General features: G+C 45.1%; 13 protein-coding genes. 9 read left to right on the top strand and 4 right to left on the bottom strand.

What is annotated here, in order from left to right; genetic code table 11:
• Positions 1 to 51 precede the first annotated feature (51 nt).
• Complete coding sequence (locus AC23N5_RS14755) at positions 52 to 300, top strand: NifU family protein (RefSeq protein ID WP_183979540.1); 249 nt, start codon at positions 52 to 54, stop codon at positions 298 to 300.
• 104 nt (positions 301 to 404) lie between these two features.
• Here AC23N5_RS14755 and AC23N5_RS14750 read toward each other — a convergent pair whose 3' ends face one another.
• The 3 genes from AC23N5_RS14750 to AC23N5_RS14740 form a co-directional block, all read right to left on the bottom strand.
• A complete protein-coding gene (locus AC23N5_RS14750; RefSeq protein WP_229601476.1) occupies positions 405 to 1,487 on the bottom strand; it encodes an MBL fold metallo-hydrolase in 1,083 nt (360 codons plus the stop codon).
• A gap of 33 nt (positions 1,488 to 1,520) precedes the next feature.
• Positions 1,521 to 2,060, bottom strand: coding sequence for a TetR/AcrR family transcriptional regulator (locus AC23N5_RS14745; protein WP_183979536.1), 540 nt, complete (start codon positions 2,058 to 2,060; stop codon positions 1,521 to 1,523).
• Positions 2,061 to 2,192: 132 nt separating this feature from the next.
• Positions 2,193 to 2,717 carry a 3'-5' exonuclease gene (locus AC23N5_RS14740; RefSeq protein WP_183979534.1) on the bottom strand — a complete coding sequence of 175 codons (525 nt, stop codon included), beginning with the start codon at positions 2,715 to 2,717 and terminating at the stop codon, positions 2,193 to 2,195.
• A 128-nt stretch (positions 2,718 to 2,845) separates the two neighbouring features.
• Here AC23N5_RS14740 and AC23N5_RS14735 point away from each other — a divergent pair, with 128 nt between their 5' ends.
• Positions 2,846 to 3,196: a LytTR family DNA-binding domain-containing protein gene (locus AC23N5_RS14735; RefSeq protein ID WP_183979531.1), complete on the top strand. Its 351-nt coding sequence runs from the start codon at positions 2,846 to 2,848 to the stop codon at positions 3,194 to 3,196.
• Positions 3,197 to 3,204: 8 nt separating this feature from the next.
• Here the strand turns inward: AC23N5_RS14735 and AC23N5_RS14730 are convergent, their stop codons facing one another.
• Positions 3,205 to 6,210 carry a PD-(D/E)XK nuclease family protein gene (locus AC23N5_RS14730; protein WP_487756183.1) on the bottom strand — a complete coding sequence of 1,002 codons (3,006 nt, stop codon included), beginning with the start codon at positions 6,208 to 6,210 and terminating at the stop codon, positions 3,205 to 3,207.
• A 239-nt stretch (positions 6,211 to 6,449) separates the two neighbouring features.
• Here AC23N5_RS14730 and AC23N5_RS14725 point away from each other — a divergent pair, with 239 nt between their 5' ends.
• From AC23N5_RS14725 to AC23N5_RS14695, 7 genes are all read left to right on the top strand, one after another.
• Positions 6,450 to 9,602 (top strand): SusC/RagA family TonB-linked outer membrane protein, encoded by a 3,153-nt coding sequence (locus AC23N5_RS14725; RefSeq protein WP_487756182.1) that lies wholly within the window; start codon positions 6,450 to 6,452, stop codon positions 9,600 to 9,602.
• Between the two features lie 26 nt (positions 9,603 to 9,628).
• On the top strand, positions 9,629 to 11,212 hold the full coding sequence (locus AC23N5_RS14720) for a RagB/SusD family nutrient uptake outer membrane protein (RefSeq protein ID WP_229601475.1): 1,584 nt from the start codon (positions 9,629 to 9,631) through the stop codon (positions 11,210 to 11,212).
• A gap of 239 nt (positions 11,213 to 11,451) precedes the next feature.
• Entirely contained in the window at positions 11,452 to 14,433 is a 2,982-nt protein-coding gene (locus tag AC23N5_RS14715) for a SusC/RagA family TonB-linked outer membrane protein (protein WP_487756181.1), read from the top strand.
• A gap of 21 nt (positions 14,434 to 14,454) precedes the next feature.
• Positions 14,455 to 15,861: a RagB/SusD family nutrient uptake outer membrane protein gene (locus AC23N5_RS14710; protein ID WP_487756180.1), complete on the top strand. Its 1,407-nt coding sequence runs from the start codon at positions 14,455 to 14,457 to the stop codon at positions 15,859 to 15,861.
• Positions 15,862 to 15,912: 51 nt separating this feature from the next.
• Positions 15,913 to 16,416: a DUF4843 domain-containing protein gene (locus AC23N5_RS14705; RefSeq protein WP_183979522.1), complete on the top strand. Its 504-nt coding sequence runs from the start codon at positions 15,913 to 15,915 to the stop codon at positions 16,414 to 16,416.
• A gap of 646 nt (positions 16,417 to 17,062) precedes the next feature.
• Entirely contained in the window at positions 17,063 to 18,169 is a 1,107-nt protein-coding gene (locus AC23N5_RS14700) for an efflux RND transporter periplasmic adaptor subunit (protein ID WP_183979518.1), read from the top strand.
• A gap of 12 nt (positions 18,170 to 18,181) precedes the next feature.
• The gene (locus AC23N5_RS14695) at positions 18,182 to 21,295 is read left to right on the top strand and encodes an efflux RND transporter permease subunit (RefSeq protein ID WP_487756179.1); all 3,114 of its coding nucleotides are present in this window, start codon (positions 18,182 to 18,184) and stop codon (positions 21,293 to 21,295) included.
• Positions 21,296 to 21,408: the final 113 nt, after the last annotated feature.

Genomic DNA, 21,408 nt, shown 5'->3' with positions numbered 1-21,408 from the left:
ATGAAAAAATGTACATATTAGCGTTTTAATCACAGGTTAATACAAACATTCATGGAAGAATTAAAATCACGCGTGGAAAATGCCCTCAATAGCATTCGTCCGTATTTGGAGGCGGATGGGGGCAACGTCAAAGTGAAAGAAATTACGGATGAGATGACCGTAATGTTGGAGCTCACGGGTGCTTGTAGTGCTTGTCCTATGTCTTCAATGACGTTTAAGGCAGGCTTGGAAGAGGCTATTTTGAAATCGGTACCCGAAATCAAAAAAGTAGAAGCCCTCAATTTAACACCTGCGTTTTAAGGAAAAAGCCTTCGTTTTGATAGTTGCAAACCCTTTGCAAAATAAAAAGTGCTTCTAGGTTTAAACTTAGAAGCACTTTTTTGTTAAAACAGGACCGTCGTTGGTTATTTCCACCAAGCCTTGTTAGGATAATGGCGATTGATTTCTACCACTTCGCCAATCATAGGGGTTGTTACTGGAACGTTTAGCTCTTGTGCTTTTTTGGTAACACGTTCGATGGGTTCCATCCAAGGATGCAGACCTAAAGTAAACTTGGCCCAGTGAACGGGTAAAAGTGTTTTTGCTTTTAGTTCAACGGCTGCTTGGGCTACTTCTTCGGGCATCATGTGAATGTATTTCCACATCTGGTTGTACTGGCCACATTCCAAAATCGCTAAGTCAAACGGTCCGTATTTCTCGCCAATTTCTTTAAAATGGGTGTCGTAGCCCGAATCTCCCCCAAGGTACAGGTTGTATTGGGGTGTTTTTAAAATAAAGGACGACCAAAACGTTTGGGCACGTTTAATGCCTCTTCCCGAAAAATGGCGGGCGGGCGCGGCGGTGATTTCTAACGAATCGGCAATGGTTGTGTTCTCCCACCAGTCTAACTCATTGATTTGTGAAGGAGAATAACCCCAATGCTGCAAGTGCGAACCTACACCAAGTGAGGTCACCACTTGTTTTACTTTGGGTTGAAGGGCTTTGACGGTTGGGTAGTCGAGGTGGTCGTAGTGGTCGTGTGAAATAATGAGGAGGTCGATGGGGGGAAAATCATCCAAAGAATAGACGTTACTACCTGCGTAATTGCTCCCAAAAAAAGAAACAGGTGAGGCATTTCCACTAAAAACGGGGTCCACCAAAATAGTTTTTCCTCCAACCTTCAAAAAATACGATGAATGCCCAAACCAAACCACCGAAGGGACATCGTTGGGCAGGTTTTTTAGATCGGTTTTAACCGACGGGAGGGGCTGGCTAGGTTCTTTATTTTCGACTTTGACAAAATAGGCTTTGAGAATATCCCAGTAGCTAGTGCCTTCGGCCAGGTCGGGGGTAAGGTGTTGATTTTGGAAGCCTTTTTCTTTGTAATGAGACGATTTTTTGATTTTCTCAAGGTGCGCTCCCTCAGGATTGCGCCCAAATTGCGGCTGTTGCAGGTAAAAATAACCTCCCAAAGCGAGGGCGGCTAAAATAATAAGGGTTGTCATCATGGTTTTTTTGAATTTGCGAGACATTTGTCGGTGTTAGTTGGGGTATTTACTTTTAAGAAAAGCGAGGGTAGTTTCAATGTATTCTGGAGACGGAGAAAGGGCAAGTTGGTGACTAAAACCGTCTAAAAGCATCATCAAAATCTTAACTTCTTGCTCGGGTTGTGCGTATCCGAGTGCCCGAAAACCATCGGTAAGTGCTTGTATCACTTTTAGGTGCGCAGGGCTTGGGGTGTAGGTTTGGTTCTTGTATTTTTTCTGCCATTTGAGCGAAAACTGAAGCATCCAAAACTCCCGCTCTTCCTGAAAAAGCTGAACGGGTAGTTCGAGCGTCGCGTGGATTTGGTCAACGGGGTTGGATAATTGTAAAATACGCTCGGCATTGGCGCTAAGCCGCTCTTCGCTCATGGCGACGATGGCGTCCATAAGACCGTCTTTGTTGGTAAAATGGCGAAAAATCAACCCTTCCGATACGCCCGCTTCTTTGGCAATGAGGCTCGTGGGGGTGGTGTCAAACCCTTTTTCGGCAAAAAGCCGAAGGGCGGTTACCAAAATAAGCTCTTGTTTTTCAGTCATTGTTCAATAAAAGTGAGTAATCACTTACAAAACTGACCGATTCGTAAAATGGTTCAAGAGGGCGCATTTTTTTTTGGGTACGCCGGAGACGCTAGGGCGAAAATGTCCCAAATTGGAGTTCAAAACACTCGCTTATGGGCGCCAGTCTTTTAGAATGCCAGCGTGGTCATTTTGAAGAAGCTGCTCAAATAATAGGGTAGTGGCGGAGGCGTCGCCCATGGCGCGGTGGTGGTTGACGTGGCGGATTTGGAGGTCGCGGCAAATGTTGCCCAAACTGTACGACTTATAGCCAGGGAAAATTTTCCGACTTAGTTTCACTGTACACAACGTATCGCGTTTGAAATACTCATCCAAACGGTTGAATTCCCGTTGCACAAACCCATAATCGAACGAGGCATTGTGCGCTACGAAGGCGGCGTTGAGGGTCATTCGGCGTACTTCGTCGGCTATTTCTTCAAAAGTAGGGGCATCTTTGACCATCTCGTTGTCGATGCCCGTCAGTTGGGTAATAAAACTAGGAATCCAACAGGCAGGATTGACCAAGCTTTGGTAAGAATCTATGACTTGGGTGCCATCGTGGCGGATAATCGCAATTTCAGTGATGCGGCTTGTGGCGTAAGCGCCGCCCGTGGTTTCAATGTCAACAATGGCAAACATATAGATGGATATAAACTAAGCTGCAAAAATACGGGAAAATTGCGGGAAGTGAAGGGTAGTTTTCCCCTTGAATGGCCGAAGGCAAATCATGCACCTTTGTACAACTATTCACTAACTCCCTGCTACTCATGAAAGTATATGAACTTGCATTTACCAAAAAAGGCGTTGCTGGCTTACGTCTTCCATGTACTGGAGGAAAAGTATTTGTGCCTTTGAGTGAAATTGTTCGCTTGGAGGGGCGTCGTAATTATACTCTTATCGTAATAAATGCCCATCCACCGATGCTTGTAGCCAAAACGTTGGGGCTTTTTGAAACAGAATTATCTAACTCATTTGTGCGCATTCGGCGGGGGTGTATTATCAACCTACTGCATGCTTCCGTGGGGCACGATGGGTTGGTGCGTCAGAAAGATGGTTTTGCCGCACCCGTAGCCCGACGAAGGGCCAAGCAACCTGCATTGCTCACACAGGCTGCTTGAGAGGCGATTTATCGACCACAAATTTCCCTAAAATCACAAAACTGGCAAGCCGTTAGGTAGTCGGTTTTGCGGAAAGGTTCGTCAGGGTTGAGAAGTTTATCTACAACAAAGGCGCGGAGGTAGTTTTCCGATTGTTCTACGTACGATTCGGCATCTTGGGTATCGCCAAATTTTAATGGGTTGAAAATAAAACCACGTTTGATATTGCGCAGTGAGTAAAAGCCCGAAGTCACTTCGTAGGCATCTAAGTGAAACTCACGTCCGCGCAAACGCAAGCCTTTTTCACGCAGCATTTGTTTATAAATCAGGTATTGATAAATCCATAACTGCCTGATTTTCTCATGGTTTGAGTTGTCGCCCGAGCTCATGATGTGATCAAGTTTGTCGGGGGTAACTTTGGGGAGCTGTTCGATTTTCCCCGTTTTGTAATCGGCCACGCGAATGACGTTGTTGAGGAGTTCTACTCGGTCAATTTTTCCCGCAATTTTCAAAGCGAGTGAGCCGTCTGACAAGGGTACGTCAAAGGTTGCAGTCAATTTTTGTTCGGTAGCGAGCACAGTAAGGTTTTCATCGCGTTGGCGTTGTTCTTTCAGAAAATCCAACACGGTTTGTTCGGCTACTTGATACAAAAGACGATTAATGCCCGATTCTGGGTCGTAACCTCGGAACAATTTGGCAAATTCTTCGCGCAAAATGGCCTTGATTTCGGCGTCGCTAATGGGCTTCCCGTCCATCAAAAATTCGATGTCAATGCGTTCCAACACGGCGTGTATCCACGAACCAAAATCGGCAGCTCCCATTCTTTCTTCCACTTCTTCGTCTTCCGAAACCCCAGCCACGCGACTAAAATAATATTGAAGTGAGCATTTTAAGTACTGGTTGAGGTGGGTTGCGTATAGACCACCGTTAGTTAAGTTTTGACGTAAAAATGCCAATGTTTCGGGGGTTTTTGGTACGGTCCAATCGTTGCTGAGGGGGTGTTTGGGGTTTACTGTTTGGGGTTTATTGTTTTGGGTTGTATCGGCAACTTCTTCAGTCATATCGACGGAGGAGGTGTCCATCTCCTGAAACCTAACCACGTGTTCCGTAAACTTGATCGTACCGTTGGCTTTGGGTACAAGTTCATGCTCAATTTGGAGAATAAACCGACTTTTTTCGCCGCCATTGTAGGTGTTTGAATCGGTTACATAGACCAGGTGAACGTCGTTGGCGCGTTGTAAAAGCCTATAAAAATGGTATGACATCACCGCGTCTTGGTCGCTAAACACGGGCAAACCTGCTTCTTTGGCAATGTCAAACGGGATGAGCGAATTTTGACGTTTGGTTAGGGGAAAAACCCCTTCGTTCATCGACAAAATAATGATTCGCTCAAAGTCTAATGCCCTGGTTTCGAGCATCCCTATGATTTGAAGCGGACTGACGGGTTCGCCACTAAATGGGATGCGGGTTTGGCGGATAAGTTCGTACAAAAAGGATTTAAACGTACGCAAATTGAGCTTTTCAACGTGCTCAGAACTGAGCGTAGTTTCGAGTTGTTTTAGGAGTGTATAAAACAAGTAGAGGTATTCCGTTTCAATCGCATTTTGGGTGTCTTTATAGACTTCACGCAAAATATCAATCAGGTCATAAAATACCCTGATGACGGTATGTGGGTTGTCGTCCCAGCGGCTAAAAAGGGTTTTGAAAAGTGGGTGTTGCTGTCCCCATTCGAGGAGTAGGGCAGGGTCAAGATAGACCAAATTGCGCTGCTGAATTTCCCGAATGGTCACTTGAATGATGGTTTCGGTCGAGACATCACGCTGTTGTAATGCCAGAAATTCATAGCGACGAATAAAGGGGTGGTTCAGGACTTTTTGTACCGTTCGGTGGTTGAATTTGGGAATTTTTATGGCTCGTCCGTCCTTGGACCTAAATTCGGCAATGGTAAATTGTAACTCAAAAAGGGAGTCGATAAGCGTAAACAACAGCGAGTTACGAAGCGTAAGCCCCATCGTTACGTTCAAATCTGTGATGGATTCATCAAGCCCATTGAGCATCGGAACGAGCAGGTTTTCGTCGGCCAAAACAATACCCACGGGGCGTTGTTCCGAACCACCTTGTCCTTCCGCGCACCATTGTTGGTAGAGTTCGCCCGCCACTTTCGCCTGCATCGAAGCATTCGGAACGGCATAGACGTGTATGTCTTTTTGGGTGCCTAACAAATGGCTTTCACTCCATTTCCATTCACCTGACCAGGCCGCGTCACGGTATTTACGCAAAAATTTCCCCCCTTCGGCGAGTGGATTATCGCGCATATAGTAGTAATCACAATCCCAAATCGTTTCGGCTTGTTTGGCATTAACGAGGGTTTTGATGATTTTCTCTTCGGCTGCAGTTAGGGCATTGAAGCCAACAAAATAGTAACGCGGTTTGATTGAATGATCGGCAGTGAGTAGGACATCAACTGCATTTTCAGCTAAATCTCGGTAGGCCATTCCGCGAAACGCCCTGTTCCTCTTTTTTAGGTCTTTTTTGAATGAAAAATATACCTTTTTTAGGTTTGAGAACAATTCAAAATACGCTTTTAGGCGGTCTGATTGCGTAGAAACGTTGCTGTTTGGCCAATCAACTTGCCACCGTTCGAGGGCTTTGGCTTCGGTGATGTAGTCAAAAAGGTAATCGGCATCAATCAAATATTGATCAATTTGTTCAAAGTCACGCAGGAGCATACTACCCCACTGCAAGTAGCGGTCGAAGGTGATGTTTTTATCAACTTGCTTGAAAATATCGTACAATTCAAAGAGTAGGCTCACATTATCGGCAATTTCGATTTTACAACGGTCAGCTACAAAATCGTCAATTGCGACTACTTCAGGTGCCAAAAATGGCTGAGCAGAACACTGCGCCAAAGCACGCTTCAAAAAATACCCCGAACGTCGGGTAGGAACAATGATGGATAATTGCTCAAGTTGCCGAATGTCAGGATGTTTTGAAAAAATATACCGAGCTGTTTTTTCTAAAAAGGACTCAATCATGGCCAAGCGTTGTAGTTAATGTTTTGGTTTAAGGTTCAAGGTTTTGTCAGTAAAATAAGTATTTTTCGTCGCTAAAATCTGGGGTTTTAGCCGATGTTACTAAGAATACTTACTGATTTTTAGAGATATTATTTTAATCATGTTTTAATTTCGCGCTTACATTAGCACAAAAGCACCTAACTTTGTGCGAAGTAAATGAGTAAACACCATTTGTTTAACTAAAAACCAAACTAAATCGTATGCGTAATTTTTTACTGGCAAGCTTTTGCTTGTTATTGGGCTTTTGCACTCAACTCAGAGCGCAAGAGCGTACCGTTACTGGTGCAGTCACCAGTAGTGATGACAGTTCTCCATTACCTGGGGTAAGTGTAGTAGTGAAAGGTACGTTAGTAGGAACTGTTACGGATGGTAACGGGAAGTACTCTATCCGAGTTCCTAATGGCAATAGTACCTTGGTGTATTCATTCGTAGGAATGGAAGAGCAAGAAGTGTTGGTAGGCAGCCAATCAGTAATTAATCCTTCGCTTAAAACCCTTGCCAATGAGCTGAGTGAGGTTGTGGTAGTTGGATACGGTGTGCAGCAGCGCAAAGCCTTTACAGGGTCTGCTTCAAAAGTAGATGCCAAACAATTTGCAAACTTGATGACTCCTTCGATTGACAAGCAGTTGGCTGGTCGTGCGACAGGGGTACAGGTAACAAACGTGGGTGGTGGTGTTAACACGCCAGCACGTATCCGTATTCGTGGTACAAACTCAGTAAACCAAGCCAATGATCCATTGATCGTGGTGGACGGTGTGCCTATCATTTCAGGAAACTTGGCAAGTACAACCAACTCAAACGCCTTGGGAGATATTAACCCTGCCGACATCGAAAACATGGAAGTGTTGAAAGATGGATCGGCTACGGCGATTTATGGTTCAAGAGCGGCTGCGGGGGTTATTTTGATTACCACCAAAAAAGGTACCAAAGGAAGAGGAAAAGTTAGCTACGATGCTTCCATCGGTTTCAACAACGCCCTCAAGCGTTTTGACGTCTTGAATGCTCAGGAATTTGTGACGATTGCCAACGAAAAATTGGCTAATGCAGGTCAAGCTTTGCGTGCCAACATGGACGCAGCTCAAACCAACACCAACTGGCAAGACCAAGTGCTAGTAAACAATGCAGCGGTGCATAACCACACCCTAAGTGCACAAGGTGGTACTGAAAAGACAAGCTACTACATGTCACTTAACTACTCGCAGCAACAAGGGATTATCATTACCAACTTTAACAAAGCATACCGTGCTCGTTTGAACGTAGAACACGAAGCAAATAAGTACCTTAAAGTGGGTAACAACATCACGATTAGCCGCCAAGACGACGGAGACCAAAACAACGGTACAAACGCCTTGAGTGGTGCGATCTCGTCAACGCTTCGTTTGTTGCCAAACGTTTCGCCTTTCAATGCCAATCACCCAACAGGCTATAACATCAACTGGCCAAGTGGTAACTCAATGAACCCAGGCGCTAACACAACTTCAGTGGATGACAACTTCACGAATGCGGCCTTTACGTTGCGTAACAACCAGTACCGTTCGGACAAATACCGTATCATCAACAACAGCTTTATCGAAATTTCTCCGATTCAAGGCTTGAAATTGCGTTCGGTATTCTCGGCCGATATGTTTAGCGATTATAGCTTCCAAAGCTGGACAAACCTTCACGGTGACGGTTATGGAACATCAACGGGTGGAACAAACGGTTATGTTTACAACGAAAACCAAAACCGCTTGCGTTATACGTGGCAAAACTACCTAAACTACAACTTGTCGTTGGGTAAAAACCACAACATTTACTTGACAGCAGGTCACGAAGTACAACGCGATAACTACAAGTGGCACTCTACCTCAGGCTCAAACATCTCGGATATGTTCTTCATCAAAGAAAACTTTATCACGGGTAGTGCAGCCATTCAGACAACGGGTGGATCAATGACGCAGTCTGGTTTTGAATCATTGTTTGGTCGTTTCAACTACGATTTCAACAACAAATACTTCGTACAAGCGTCGATTCGTCGCGATGGACAAAGCTCTTTGGCTCCTGAAAAACGTTACGGGGTATTCCCAGGTTTCTCAGCAGGCTGGCGTGTATCGCAAGAAGGCTTCTGGGCAAACAGCGGCTTGAGCCAATACATCAACGAAGTGAAATTGAAGGCTTCGTATGCAAGAGTTGGTAACACGTTGAGCGGTTTCCCTTACTTGAGTACATATGGTGCTCGTCCGTACGGAAACATCAGTGGTATTGCAGTATCAGCCATTGGTAACTCTGACTTGCAGTGGGAAACAAGTAACAAATACGACGTAGGGCTTGATGTTGGTATCCTTAACAACCGTTTTAACGTAACAGCGGATTACTTCATTAATGACGTTGATAACTTGGTACTTGGTGTTCCAACGCCTTTGAGCGCAGGGGTTCCAGGTAACTCAATTTCTCAAAACATTGGCTCGCTTCGCAACAAAGGATTTGAGTTGTCGATTGGTGGTGACATCATTAGAAGCAAAGACTTCACTTGGAATGCCAACTTCAACTACTCAAATATCAAAAACCAAATCACTGCCCTTTACTCAATCGGTGGTACGGCGGTTCCATACATCCAAAACGGTGGCTATAACTTGATTGAAGTAGGTCAACCTATCAACGTGATTCACGGATACCAGTTCTCAGGTGTAAACTCAGCAAACGGTAACCCAGTTTACTTGAAAGCTGATGGTACACTTGCACAGTTGAACATTTCAAACGGTGCTCCTTTCTCAATTGGTGGTTACTACATTGCTTCAGGCCAAAACGAAGGTACCTTGGGCGCTCAAACGTCGTTGACATTCAATGACCGTGTGCGTTTAGGAAATCCTACACCTGTATGGTTTGGTGCATTTACCAACAACTTTAACTACAAAGGGTTGGGCTTAGAAATAATGTTGCGTTACTCAGGTGGAAACAAAATCTTCAACATCACTCGTCAAGATGCGTTGATGAACCAAAGTTTCCAAAACAACGGTCGTGAGATTCTTCAGAGATGGCAGAAACCTGGTGATGTTACTAGCGTACCTAGATTGTACTATGGCCAAGGTAACAACATCAACCAATCTCAATTGGCAAACTCTCGTTTCTTAGAGAGCGGCGATTACCTCCGTTTACAAAACATCGTATTGACTTACAGTGTACCAAGCAAAGCGTTGACAAAAGCAACGAAAGGTTTTGTGCAGAGTTTGCGTTTGTTTGCGCAAGGACAAAACTTGGCTGTATGGACAAAATACAGCGGAGCTGACCCTGACAACATCAGTACGTTGGGCTTAGACAACGCAGTTAGTCCACAAATTAGAACCGTTTCTTTTGGTTTAAATGTTGGTTTTTAATTCACACTACGACAAACGATTGATTTATGAAAACATTAGTAAAAAGAATATTAATAGGTGCGATTCCACTGGCGATGATGAGCAGTTGCGAAACCGCTCTGGACAAAAGCCCTTTCAACGCCATTACTGATGCCAGTGCATTTAGTACGGCTGACCGTTGTCTCCTGTCGTTGTATGGCGTATATGATGCAGCACAAAGTAGCCCATACACCGATGGTTCGGTACGTGGGTATCCTTTTGGAGCGGCCAACATCGAACAAGGTGATGCACGCGGCGAAGACGTTATCAACGTAGCGGCTTTCTTCCAAATTACTTACCAAGCTACTTACAACACCACCACTGCCAACAACGTAGGGCACTGGGGAGCGTTGTACGCGCTTATCAACAAAGCGAACATTTCGATTGATGGCTTTAAAAATGCTGCTAAGTCGAATATCATTACGGCTGCTGCTGCTTCTCAATTTGAAGCAGAATGTCGCTTCTTGAGAGCATTGGCGCACCACGAAGCCGTGACGCTTTATGCAAGACCCTACTTGGATGGAAACGGAAATAAACTAGGTGTTCCTTACCGTGATTTTGCCATTAACTCAGGTTCGGCAGTAGATCAAGTAAGAGCGATTCCACGTCCAACGGTGGCTGAGAACTACGAAAAAATCTTAGCAGATTTGGATTTTGCTGAAACAAACTTGCCAGCGACACTTTCACCAGGAACGGTTCGTGCGACAAAAGCGGCGGCTATTGCCTTGAAACAACGCGTGAAATTGCACAAAGGTGACTGGGCAGGTGTGATTGCTGAAGGGGCTAAATTGGTACCTGCGGCAGCGCCATTTGTAAGCCCAATTGGTGCTTGGAAATTGACGGACGAGCCTAACGGTGCATTCACAAACAACAGTTCGACGGAGAGCATTTTCTCTATTCGTAACGACGCTTTGGATAACACGGGTACCAACGGAGCCTTGCCAAGTATGTACGGTGCGGCTAACTTAGGTGCGCGTGGTTTGTTGGCAATCTCACCAATCATCTGGAACAATGCGAAATGGTTGGAAACAGATAAGCGTCGTACGCAATTGTACCTTACTGGTGCCAATGCCAACGGAGCTTCAACTGTGAACGTATTTACGAAGAAATATACGTCTTACACCGAAAGAGCTGACTTTGCACCGCAGATTCGCTACGCTGAAGTATTGTTGAACTCAGCCGAAGCAGAAGCGCGCCAAGCAACGGGTGTGTCTGATAGAGCAATCGCTTTATTGAACGCAGTACGTAACCGTGCCCTTGCTGCACCTGCAACAGAAGCTTATACAGCTGCCAGCTTTGCTGACAAAAAAGCGCTTATCGCAGCTATTTTGTTGGAAAGAAGAATTGAGTTCTTAGCAGAAGGAAAGCGTTGGGCTGATATTCACCGCAATGCTGTTGATCCAGATTTCAACACAGGTGGTATTCCAGCCAAGTATGCGAATGCGGCACAAGGAGCGGCTTTGTACAAGGTAGGTGGAGCAATCAATCCAACTCAAGCGGCTATCCCTTACGCTGATTTCCGTTTTATTTGGCCAATCCCAGATACTGAAAAGACGCAGAACCCAATCATCGAACAAAATCCAGGCTACTAATCGCTTAGGTATATTTTATTGGTACTTATTTCAAAAAGGGAAGCATTTGCTTTCCTTTTTGAGTTTAAAATAACCCCAAAATAATCCATTTGGGATAATAAATAGTTGGTAAACTAAATAATGTGCTTGCAACTTATTGCGTTCTTGCTTAATTTTACGGAACAATTATAAACTGTAACAGGTTTATAGCTGTGTGTTGTAAAACACATTAGAATCAACCTAAAAACCAACTAAATCGTATGCGTAAAATTTTACTCGCAAGCTTTTGCTTGTTGATGAGCTTTTGTGTGCAGCTTCGAGCGCAAGAGCGGACCGTTTCAGGAACGGTAACAAGCAGTGAAGATGGAACAGCCCTGCCAGGGGTGACGGTCGTTGTCAAAGGGACAACGCGCGGTGTGAATACCGATGCCGACGGAAAGTACAAAATCGCGGTTTCAAACGGTGGCCAACTTGTATTTAGCTTCGTAGGTTTTGAAAAAACAACCGCTGAAGTAGGTTCCAAAACAATCATTAACGTAACGCTTACTCCAGAAGCCAACAACCTCAATGAGGTAGTAGTAACGGCTTACGGTGGTTCGACTGCAAAGAAGGACATTACTGCGGCGGTGTCTCAAGTAAGTGGAAAAACCATTGAAGGTTTGCCTATGCAAACTGTTGACCGCGCCCTTCAAGGACGTGCGGCGGGGGTACAAGTAACCGCAACGAGCGGGCAGCCTGGTGGTGGTATCAACGTTCGTGTTCGCGGGGTTGGTTCTATCAACGCTGGTAATGACCCACTTTACATCATTGATGGAGTACAAGTAGCGAGTGGTGGTTTGTCAACGACAGCGAGCTCAAACGTACTTTCTTCATTGAACCCTAACGACATCGAGTCCATCCAAGTATTGAAAGATGCGGCAGCGTCGGCTATCTATGGTGCGCAAGGGTCAAACGGGGTAGTTTTGATTACTACCAAACGTGGTAAGGCTGGCAAAACCAAATTCAAAGTATCAATCCAAGATGGTTTTACGGATGTGTTGAAAAAATTGGATGTGTTGACTGCTTCTGAGTTTGCGACCTTGAAACTTGAAGGGTTTGTAAACCGTGCAGTGGCAACGAATGCTTCGGTAGAAACAGCACGTGCTAACTCTATTGCTCAGTATGGTGATCCTGCTACGGTTCAAAACACCGATTGGCAAGATTATGTGTATCAGCGTGGTCGTCTTCGTATGATTGATGCTTCTGCTTCGGGTGGTGATGGAAAAACGAACTTCTACTTGGCAACTTCGTACAACTACCAAGAAGGACAAGTAATCAAGTCTGACTTTGGTCGTGGAACGCTTCGTTTGAACGTCGATCACCAAGCCAGCAAAAAATTGAAGTTTGAAACCTCTATTGGTCTTGCTGCAACTACTCAAAACGGTGCGATTGCGGACGGAGCATTTATCAATAGCCCCTTCTTTGCGGCAGCGTTGATTTTGCCAAACCAACCAGTGTACAAAGCAGATGGTTCTTACAATGCACCACTTACGGGTTCGTTTAGCTACAATCCAGTACAAAGCGTAGAATATGAAACACGTTTGAACACGACGATTCAGACCGTAAGTAACTTTGCATTGAATTACGAAATCATTCCAGGTTTGAAGTTCCGTTCTTTCTATGGTCTTGATTATGCCAACAACCGTGACGATTCGTACCGTGACCCAATTGTTCCGCAATTTGCGTCAACGGGTGGTAGTGCTACGGTTTCTAACCGTTACAGCTTAAACTGGAACACTGCCCAAACGTTGAATTATAACAAAACCATCGGCGACCACGAAATTGGCGCTTTGGTGGGTGGCGAATACCGTGAACAAATCTCAGAAGTAGTATCTGCTACAGGTCAAGGATTCCCCAACGGTTTGTTCCGTACGTTGGCAGCAGCTGCTCGTCCAATCACAACAACTGGTACTTACACCACTTGGCGTATTGCCAGTGTATTTGGTTCATTTAATTATGGATACAAAGACAGATTGATTGGTACGGCAACCTTGCGTTACGATGGTTCTTCTCGTTTTGGTTCAAACAGCCGTTACGGTTTGTTCCCTGCGCTTTCAGTAGGGTACCGTTTGTCAGAAGAAAGTTTCTTGAAAAAATACTCGTGGTTGTCTGAGTTGAAAGTATTTGCTGGTTACGGTAAAGCAGGTAACAACAACATCAGTGACTTTGCTTCACGCGCGTTGTTCGGTTTGGGCGGTCAGTACATCGACCTACCGGGTATTCGTCCTTCGCAGTTAGGAAATGCTAACTTGTCGTGGGAAGTAGCTTCAACTTTCAACGTAGGGGTTAACTACTCACTCTTCAACGGACGTATTTTCGGGGAAGTACAAGCATATCGTAAAATTAACGACAAGTTGTTGTTGTCACGTCCTTTGCCTAACGATAGCGGTTTTGGTTCAATCAACGAAAACCTTGGAAAAGTTGAAAACAAAGGTTTAGAAATTGAATTTAGCCACGTAAACGTCAACAAAGGTGGATTCCGTTGGGAAACAAACTGGAACGTATCTTTCCAACGTAACAAAATCCTTCAATTATTGCCTGGTCAAAACAATATCGGTACGGGTCTGTGGGTAGGCCAACCCGTTGCAATCAACTGGTATCCAACTTATGCGGGAGTTAACCCAGCCGATGGTCGTTCGATGTGGTTAGATTCACTCGGGAACATTACTTATACAGTTCAAGCCCGTGATTCAAGAATCCAAGGAACGCCGCTTCCAAAAGGATTTGGTGGGGTAACCAACCGTCTTACGTACAAAGGCATTTCGTTGGAATTCTTCTTCCAAGGCCAGTGGGGTAACCAAGTGTTGAACAACAACGGTTTCTTCATGGAAAGCTCAGCATCAGCAGGTTGGAACAACATGCAAAGCCAGCTTGCGCGCTGGACAACGCCAGGTCAAATTACGCGCGTACCACGCGCTTATGAGGGAGGGGTCGAACCAGGTAGCAGTACCATTCAGACGTTCTCAACCAAGCAACTCGAAAATGCAGGATACGTTCGTTTGAAACAAGTAACCGTTGGGTACGATTTGCCATCGAGTATTACAAAACGGCTTAATTTGAGCCAAGTACGTTTCTTCGCCCAAGCCATCAACTTGTTAACTTGGACGGCGTACACAGGTTTAGACCCAGAGATTTTGTTTACTGAAATCGGACGTTATCCGCAAAGTAAGCAAGTGACGGGCGGTATCCAAATCGAGTTTTAATTTCAAACCATCGTAAAAGACATGTTGACAAAACAACTTAAAAATATATCGTTGGTGGTATTGGCAATGGTGGCTACATCGTGTAGCGACTTGCTCAATACAGAGCCAAAACAGTCGATAAGTACAGAAGTAGCTTTGACTGATATTACTGGAGTGCGTGCCCTTTTGATTTCGGTGTATGACCGTTTGCAGCCAAATACCTACTATGGAGCACGGTTGATGATTGCTCCTGAAATCATGGCGGATAACGTTCGTTTGACCAATACAAACTCAAACCGTTTTTTCAATGAGCGTGTAAATGCTCCAAGTGCCCACATGCAGGCGTTTTGGGACAATTATGCGGCTATTAACGAAGCCAACTTTATCATTAAAGGCATTGGTGGCGCTAACACTACTGAAGCAGAAAAAGCGCAGATTAAAGCAGAAGCGTTGTTTTTGCGGGCTTTGTTGTACTTTGATATGGCGCGGGTATTTTGCTACGAGCCTACCAAAGTAGTGGGTGGAGCAAACTTGGGAATGATTTTGCGTACCGAACCTACGGATGACGTGACCAAAGCGGATTTTAAATCTCGTTCAACGATTGAAGAAACGTATCAATTGATCGAAAAAGATTTGAAAGAAGCGATTGCGTTGTTCCCTGCCACGGGTAACCGTCTTCGTGCCAATAAAGCGGCCGCAAATGCCCTTTTGGCACGCGTTTACCTCTATTGGGAAAAATATGCAGATGCTATTACTTATGCTACCGCGGCACTTGATGCGCCTAACGGTGCTGTACTTGTAAGTGGTACCAATTACACATCAGCATTTACGGCAGCTCCAAACCCAGAGTCACTTTTTGAAATTAATTATGTTCAAGCAACCGAAGGTTTGGGGGCTAACGAATCAATGCACTCATTGACTACTAACTTGACAACAGGTAACTGGGCGGATGTCGTTCCTACCAACGAGCTACTTGCCTTGTACGAAGCAACAGACGTTCGTCGTACACAAGCGATGTTTGCAGGGGTAAAAGGTGGAGAATCGGTGGTGTTTAGCCGCAAATATCCAGGTTCAAGAGGGCCTTTTACGGATAATATTCCTGTAATTCGTTTCTCTGAAGTTCTTCTTATCCGTGCTGAAGCGTATGCTGCTACTGGAAAAGATGATTTGGCTTTGGCAGATTTGAACCGTATTCGTACCCGTTCGGGAGCTACTCCAGTAGCTGCTACAGTGAAAGGAGCTGATTTGATTGAAGCCATTATGGTAGAGCGTCGTTTGGAATTGTACTTGGAAGGACACCGTTTCTTTGATTTGAAGCGCCGTGGACAAACCATTACCAAAGCGAGCCTTTCGGCCGTGGTTCCTTACGATGACTTCCGCATCTTAGCACCACTTCCTACAGCTCAAGTTCAACTTAACTCAAACTTGAAGCAGAATCGTGGTTACTAAGAGCTAAAGCAGAAGATGGCTCAAGTCAGTTACTTAAACATTGAACAAAACATGAAAAATAAATTCATCCAATTTTTAGTAGTAGGAGCAATGGCGTTGTCACTTACGTCATGCTTTGAAAATCCTTCTTGGACGTACGATATGGCTCCAGTGGTAGAGTTTAAAAACCCACGTACAGGGTTTGCTACTCAGCCCACCAACAACGTATCTAATGGTGCAGCGCAGCGTACCATTCGTCAATTACTCAAAAGAGACAGTATTTTGGTGCAATTGGTAGGGGCACAACGTCCAGAAGCTACCACACTTGGCTACGTCATTGATGCGGCAAAAAGCACGGCAGTTGAAAATATCAACTATCGTATTTTGGAAAGCAAAGGTTCGGTGACGATTCCTGCCAACAGCAGCTCTGCTTACATCAAGTTTGAGATTTTGGAAGGTATTCCAACGACCGTTGCGGCTACCCAAAACTTTCCATTGGTGTTGACATTGACGGGTAACGACCAAATCAAACCAAGCGAGAACTACAAGACGTTTACGTTGAATATTCGTCGATAAGCTTGTATTTTTGTAGAATAAACGTAAAAGCGACGCTCTTAGAGTGTCGCTTTTACGTTTTGGTTAACCTTTAGAAAAAACAGTTTCGTCGATAGTTTTCTTAACCACAACTACCCATGAAAAATCCCTATAATTTTGTCCTGATTTGGTTAGGAGCCGTGACAATTTATGTTTCATTGGTGTCCGAAACTCTATTGCTAAGGTATGTAATACTTTTATCAGGTGTTTCTAATTTGTTGATAGGATTTTTTCTTGAGTATAAACAATGGAAAATGTCTCCTCCAGTTGCTAAGAAAACTGGTTTTTTGCTACTCCTAATCCTGGTGCCACTAACGGTTTTATTTTGGTATCTTATAGTAATTCGCGGCGTTAGGATATTTAGTTAAGGGATAAAAGCAGTGTTCATTCGACATCAAACCAAGCGAGAACTATAAGACGTTTACGTTGAATATTCGTCGATAAGCTAGCGTTTGTGTACTATATACGTAAAGGCGGCGCTCCAAGAGCGTCGCTTTTTTGTTTCTTTTAAGCGACACAAAAAACAAATTCGTCGATGCCAGCCGCGAAAGCGACCTTTTTTGCCTAATTATGGTGTTACCTTATCTGAACCTCTACTAAGCAGATATTTATTACTATTTACTAACCAATGAGCAAGCCCGTAAAAACCGTTGTCACAATTTTAGTTATTCTACTTATTACTGGTTTAGCCTTTTACCCTCGTTTAAAAGAATACGCCTCCAAAAAAGAGGAAAAAGGAGCGGGAGCAGGAAAAAATGCGGGCGCGGGTGCCAAAGGTGGAGCCCCAGGTAAAGCAGGCGGGCCAGCTCCCATTGAGATTTTGGTGGTAGCAAGCCAACGAATTGAGGAGAAAATTCTTTCGACAGGTACGATTATTGCGAATGAAGAGGTAGAAATCCGAAGTGAAATTGCTGGTCGGATTACTTCTATCAATTTTAAAGAAGGAGACTATATCCAAAAAGGGACAGTCTTGATTCGTATCAATGATGCCGATTTACAGGCTCAACTTCAAAAATTGGAATACCAGAAAAAATTGGCCGAAGTAAACGAAGAGCGGCAGAAACGATTGTTGGAAAAAGAGGCCATTAGCCAGCGTGATTATGACATCAGCTTGACCAACTTGAACAGTATGAACGCCGATATTGAGAACTTGAAAGCTCAAATTGCGAAAACAGTCATCAAAGCGCCTTTTGATGGAACGGTCGGTTTGCGCTACATTAGTTCGGGAAGTTACGTAAACAATGCCACCCGCATTGCGACCCTCACCAACGTAAACCCTGCCAAACTCGACTTCTCGGTGCCTGCCAAATACGCTACAAGTGTTCGTAAGGGAACAGGCATTACGTTCTCGACCGAAGGAGGAGAAGAAAAATACCGTGGGACAGTATATGCCGTTGAGCCAAAGATTGACCCAAGTACCCGTACACTTACCCTTCGCGCTACTAGCCCCAATCCTGGGCGTAAGTTAGTGCCTGGTGCATTTGCGCGCGTAGAAATCATCCTAAATGCCAAACCGAATGCCATCATCGTTCCTACCGAAGCCGTTATTCCTGACCTTCGTGGGCACCGAGTCTTTATCGTGAAGAATAACAAAGCCGAAACAATTTCAGTAGAGATTGGGATTCGTAATGATAAAACAATCGAAATTACCAAGGGCTTGATGCCAGGCGATACCCTCATTACTTCGGGTATCTTGCAAGTGAAAGCAGGTGGAGAAGTAGATATTAAGAAGTAAAACAAAATTATCATGGCATCATTATCAACAACCAGCATTCAACGACCCGTATTGGCAGTGGTGATGTCGCTCATCATCATTATTTTCGGGTTGATTGGCTTCTCGTACCTTGGCGTGCGTGAGTACCCGAGCGTGGATCCACCTGTGATCAACGTAATGACCAATTATACGGGGGCAAACGCCGAGATTATTGAATCCCAAATCACCGAACCGTTGGAGGAATCTATCAACGGGATTTCGGGGATTAAGACCCTGACGTCGGCCAGCCGCGACGGGCGAAGTAACATTACCGTGGAGTTTGATTTGGGCGTGGATTTGGAAACGGCAGCCAACGACGTGCGCGACCGCGTGTCTCGTTCGTTGGGCTTATTGCCGCGTGATATTGACCCGCCGATTGTGTCCAAAGCCGATGCGGATTCAAACCCCATTTTCTTCATGAACGTGAAGAGCGATAAACGCTCGATGCTGGATTTGAACGACATTGTTGAACGCCAAGTAAAGGAACGTTTGCAGACCATTTCGGGGGTAAGTTCGATTCAAATTTGGGGAGAGAAACGCTACGCCATGCGTTTGTGGATTGACCCGCTCAAATTAGCTTCGTATCGCCTTACGGCCATCGACGTGTTGAATGCCTTGACACGCCAAAACATTGAGCTTCCATCGGGTTCGATTGAAGGCGCAACTACCGAGCTTACAGTGCGTACGCTGGGACGTTTGACCACCGTTGACGAATTTAATAACCTGATTGTCAAAGAAGAATCGGATCGCGTGGTGAAGTTCATGGACGTAGGTAGGGCAGAACTAGCGCCAGAAAACGAACGTACCCTGATGCGCCGCGATGGCGTTCCGATGGTGGGCGTGGCCGTTGTGCCTCAGCCTGGTGCCAACCAGATTGCGATTGTAGATGAGGTTTATAAGCGCATTGACCAAATTAAAAAAGACCTTCCACCAGATATTGTGGCGGCGATTGGCTTTGACTATACCCGCTCGGTGCGTCTTTCTATTTTGGAAGTAGAAGAAACCATCATTACCGCCTTCATTCTGGTGGCCTTGATTATCTTTATCTTCTTGCGCGACTGGCGTAGTACCATCATTCCATTAACGGCGATTCCCGTATCCTTGGTCGGGACGTTCTTCTTGATGTACATCATGGGCTTTTCCATCAATGTATTGACCCTACTCGGAATCGTACTTTCGATTGGTCTGGTGGTGGACGATGCCATTGTGGTATTGGAAAATATTTATACCAAAATCGAAGAAGGGCTGTCGCCACGAGAGGCTGCGATTGAGGGTTCCAAAGAAATTTATTTTGCCATTATTTCAACAACTGTCACCTTGGCGGCGGTGTTCTTACCCATCATTTTCTTACAAGGGGTAACGGGACGCTTGTTCCGCGAATTTGGGATTGTGGTAGCTGGCTCCGTCATTATTTCGGCGTTTGTGTCGCTGACACTGACGCCGATGTTGAGCTCAAAATTGCTAAAATCGAGCCACTCACAACCTTGGTTGTACCGTGTTACGGAACCATTCTTTTTGTGGTTGAACAACGCATACGAGTCGTCATTGGCGTCTTTCATGACAATCCGTTGGATGGCATGGGTGCTGATGGTAGCGTTCGTAGGGGTGATTTATGCCTTGTTCAAATATGAAGCCATTCCTTCTGAATTGGCTCCCATGGAAGACCGCCGTGGGTTTCGGGTGTCTTTGACCATGCAAGAGGGTGCGACTTTTGATTTTACCGATCGCTACCTCAAAATGTTTGGGAAAGTAGTGGAAGATGAAGTAAAAGCCAACGAACGCGATGCCTTGATCACGATTACTGCGCCAGGGTTCTCAACCAATGCGACCAATACGGGCTTCGTTCGGGTGGTGTTGAGTGAGCCTATGATGCGCCAACGGTCGCAAATGGAAATCGCCGATGCAGTACAAGCAAAAGTAGCGAAACTGTCGGGGGCAAAATCGTTTGTTTTGCAAGATCCAACCATTCAAACGGGGCAACGGGGAGGAAGTAGTTTTCCTGTGTCGTACGTTGTACAAGCTACGAGCTACGAGAAATTGCGGGCGGTGATTCCTGAGTTGATGAAACGCGTGAACGAAAGTCCGATGTTTGTAGGAACGGACATCAATTTGAAGTTTACCAAGCCTGAAATTCGCCTCGAAATTGACCGTGATAAAGCTCAAAACCTGGGAGTTTCTATTCAAGACATTGCCCAAACCTTACAATTGGGTCTTTCAGGTCGCCGATTTGGCTATTTCTTGATGAACGGAAAACAATACCAAGTCATTGGGCAAATTGACCGTACAGACCGTGATGATTTGATGGATTTGAAATCATTGTTCGTAAAAAGTAACCGAGGAGAGTTGATTCAGCTTGATAATTTTGTGAAACTTACCGAGCAAAGTTCGCCGCCTCAGTTGTTCCGTTTCAACCGATCATCAGCAGCTACCATTACCGCAGGTTTGGCCAAGGGGGTTACTTTAGGAAAAGCGTTGGATGAAATGGACCGCATTGCGAAAGGTGTGTTGGACGAATCATATACCACAGCCCTCGACGGGCAGTCGCGGGAGTTTAAGGATAGCTCTTCCAGCCTTTTGTTTGCCTTTGGGTTGGCCTTGGTGTTGATTTACCTCATTTTGGCTGCGCAGTTTGAAAGTTTTGTTGACCCGATTATCATTCTTTTAACGGTACCTTTGGCAGTCTGTGGTGCGTTGTTGTCGCTCTGGGATTTTGGCCAAACCCTCAATATTTTTAGCCAAATCGGAATCATTACGTTGGTGGGACTTGTGACCAAAAACGGGATTTTGATTGTGGAATTTGCCAACCAGCGGAAAGAGTCAGGCATCAATAAATTGCAAGCAGTAAGGGAAGCAGCAGTAGCCCGTTTCCGCCCGATTGTCATGACGAGTTTGTGTGCCATTTTGGGGATTTTGCCGATTGCGTTGGCGCTAGGAGCAGGTTCTGAAAGCCGTGTTTCAATGGGTATTTCGGTGGTAGGTGGATTGTTGTTCTCAACCATCTTGACGCTCTACATCATTCCCGCTATTTATTCGTATTTATCGAGCAACATCAAACCTGTGGAGAAGAAAGCTCAGGCGCCAACCGCCGAGGCCGAACCCACGGCATAAGACTTTAAGTTTTCCATACCCTTTCTTAATTTTAGCCTCTGCATTTATCCGCAGGGGCTTTTTCATGGTTTTTTGGTGAAAAATCATGGAAAACCATGAGTGGTTTTAAAGTT

This window comes from Runella sp. R5_40 (genome assembly GCF_057652295.1).
This window is presented reverse-complemented; position numbering and strand designations above follow the sequence as displayed.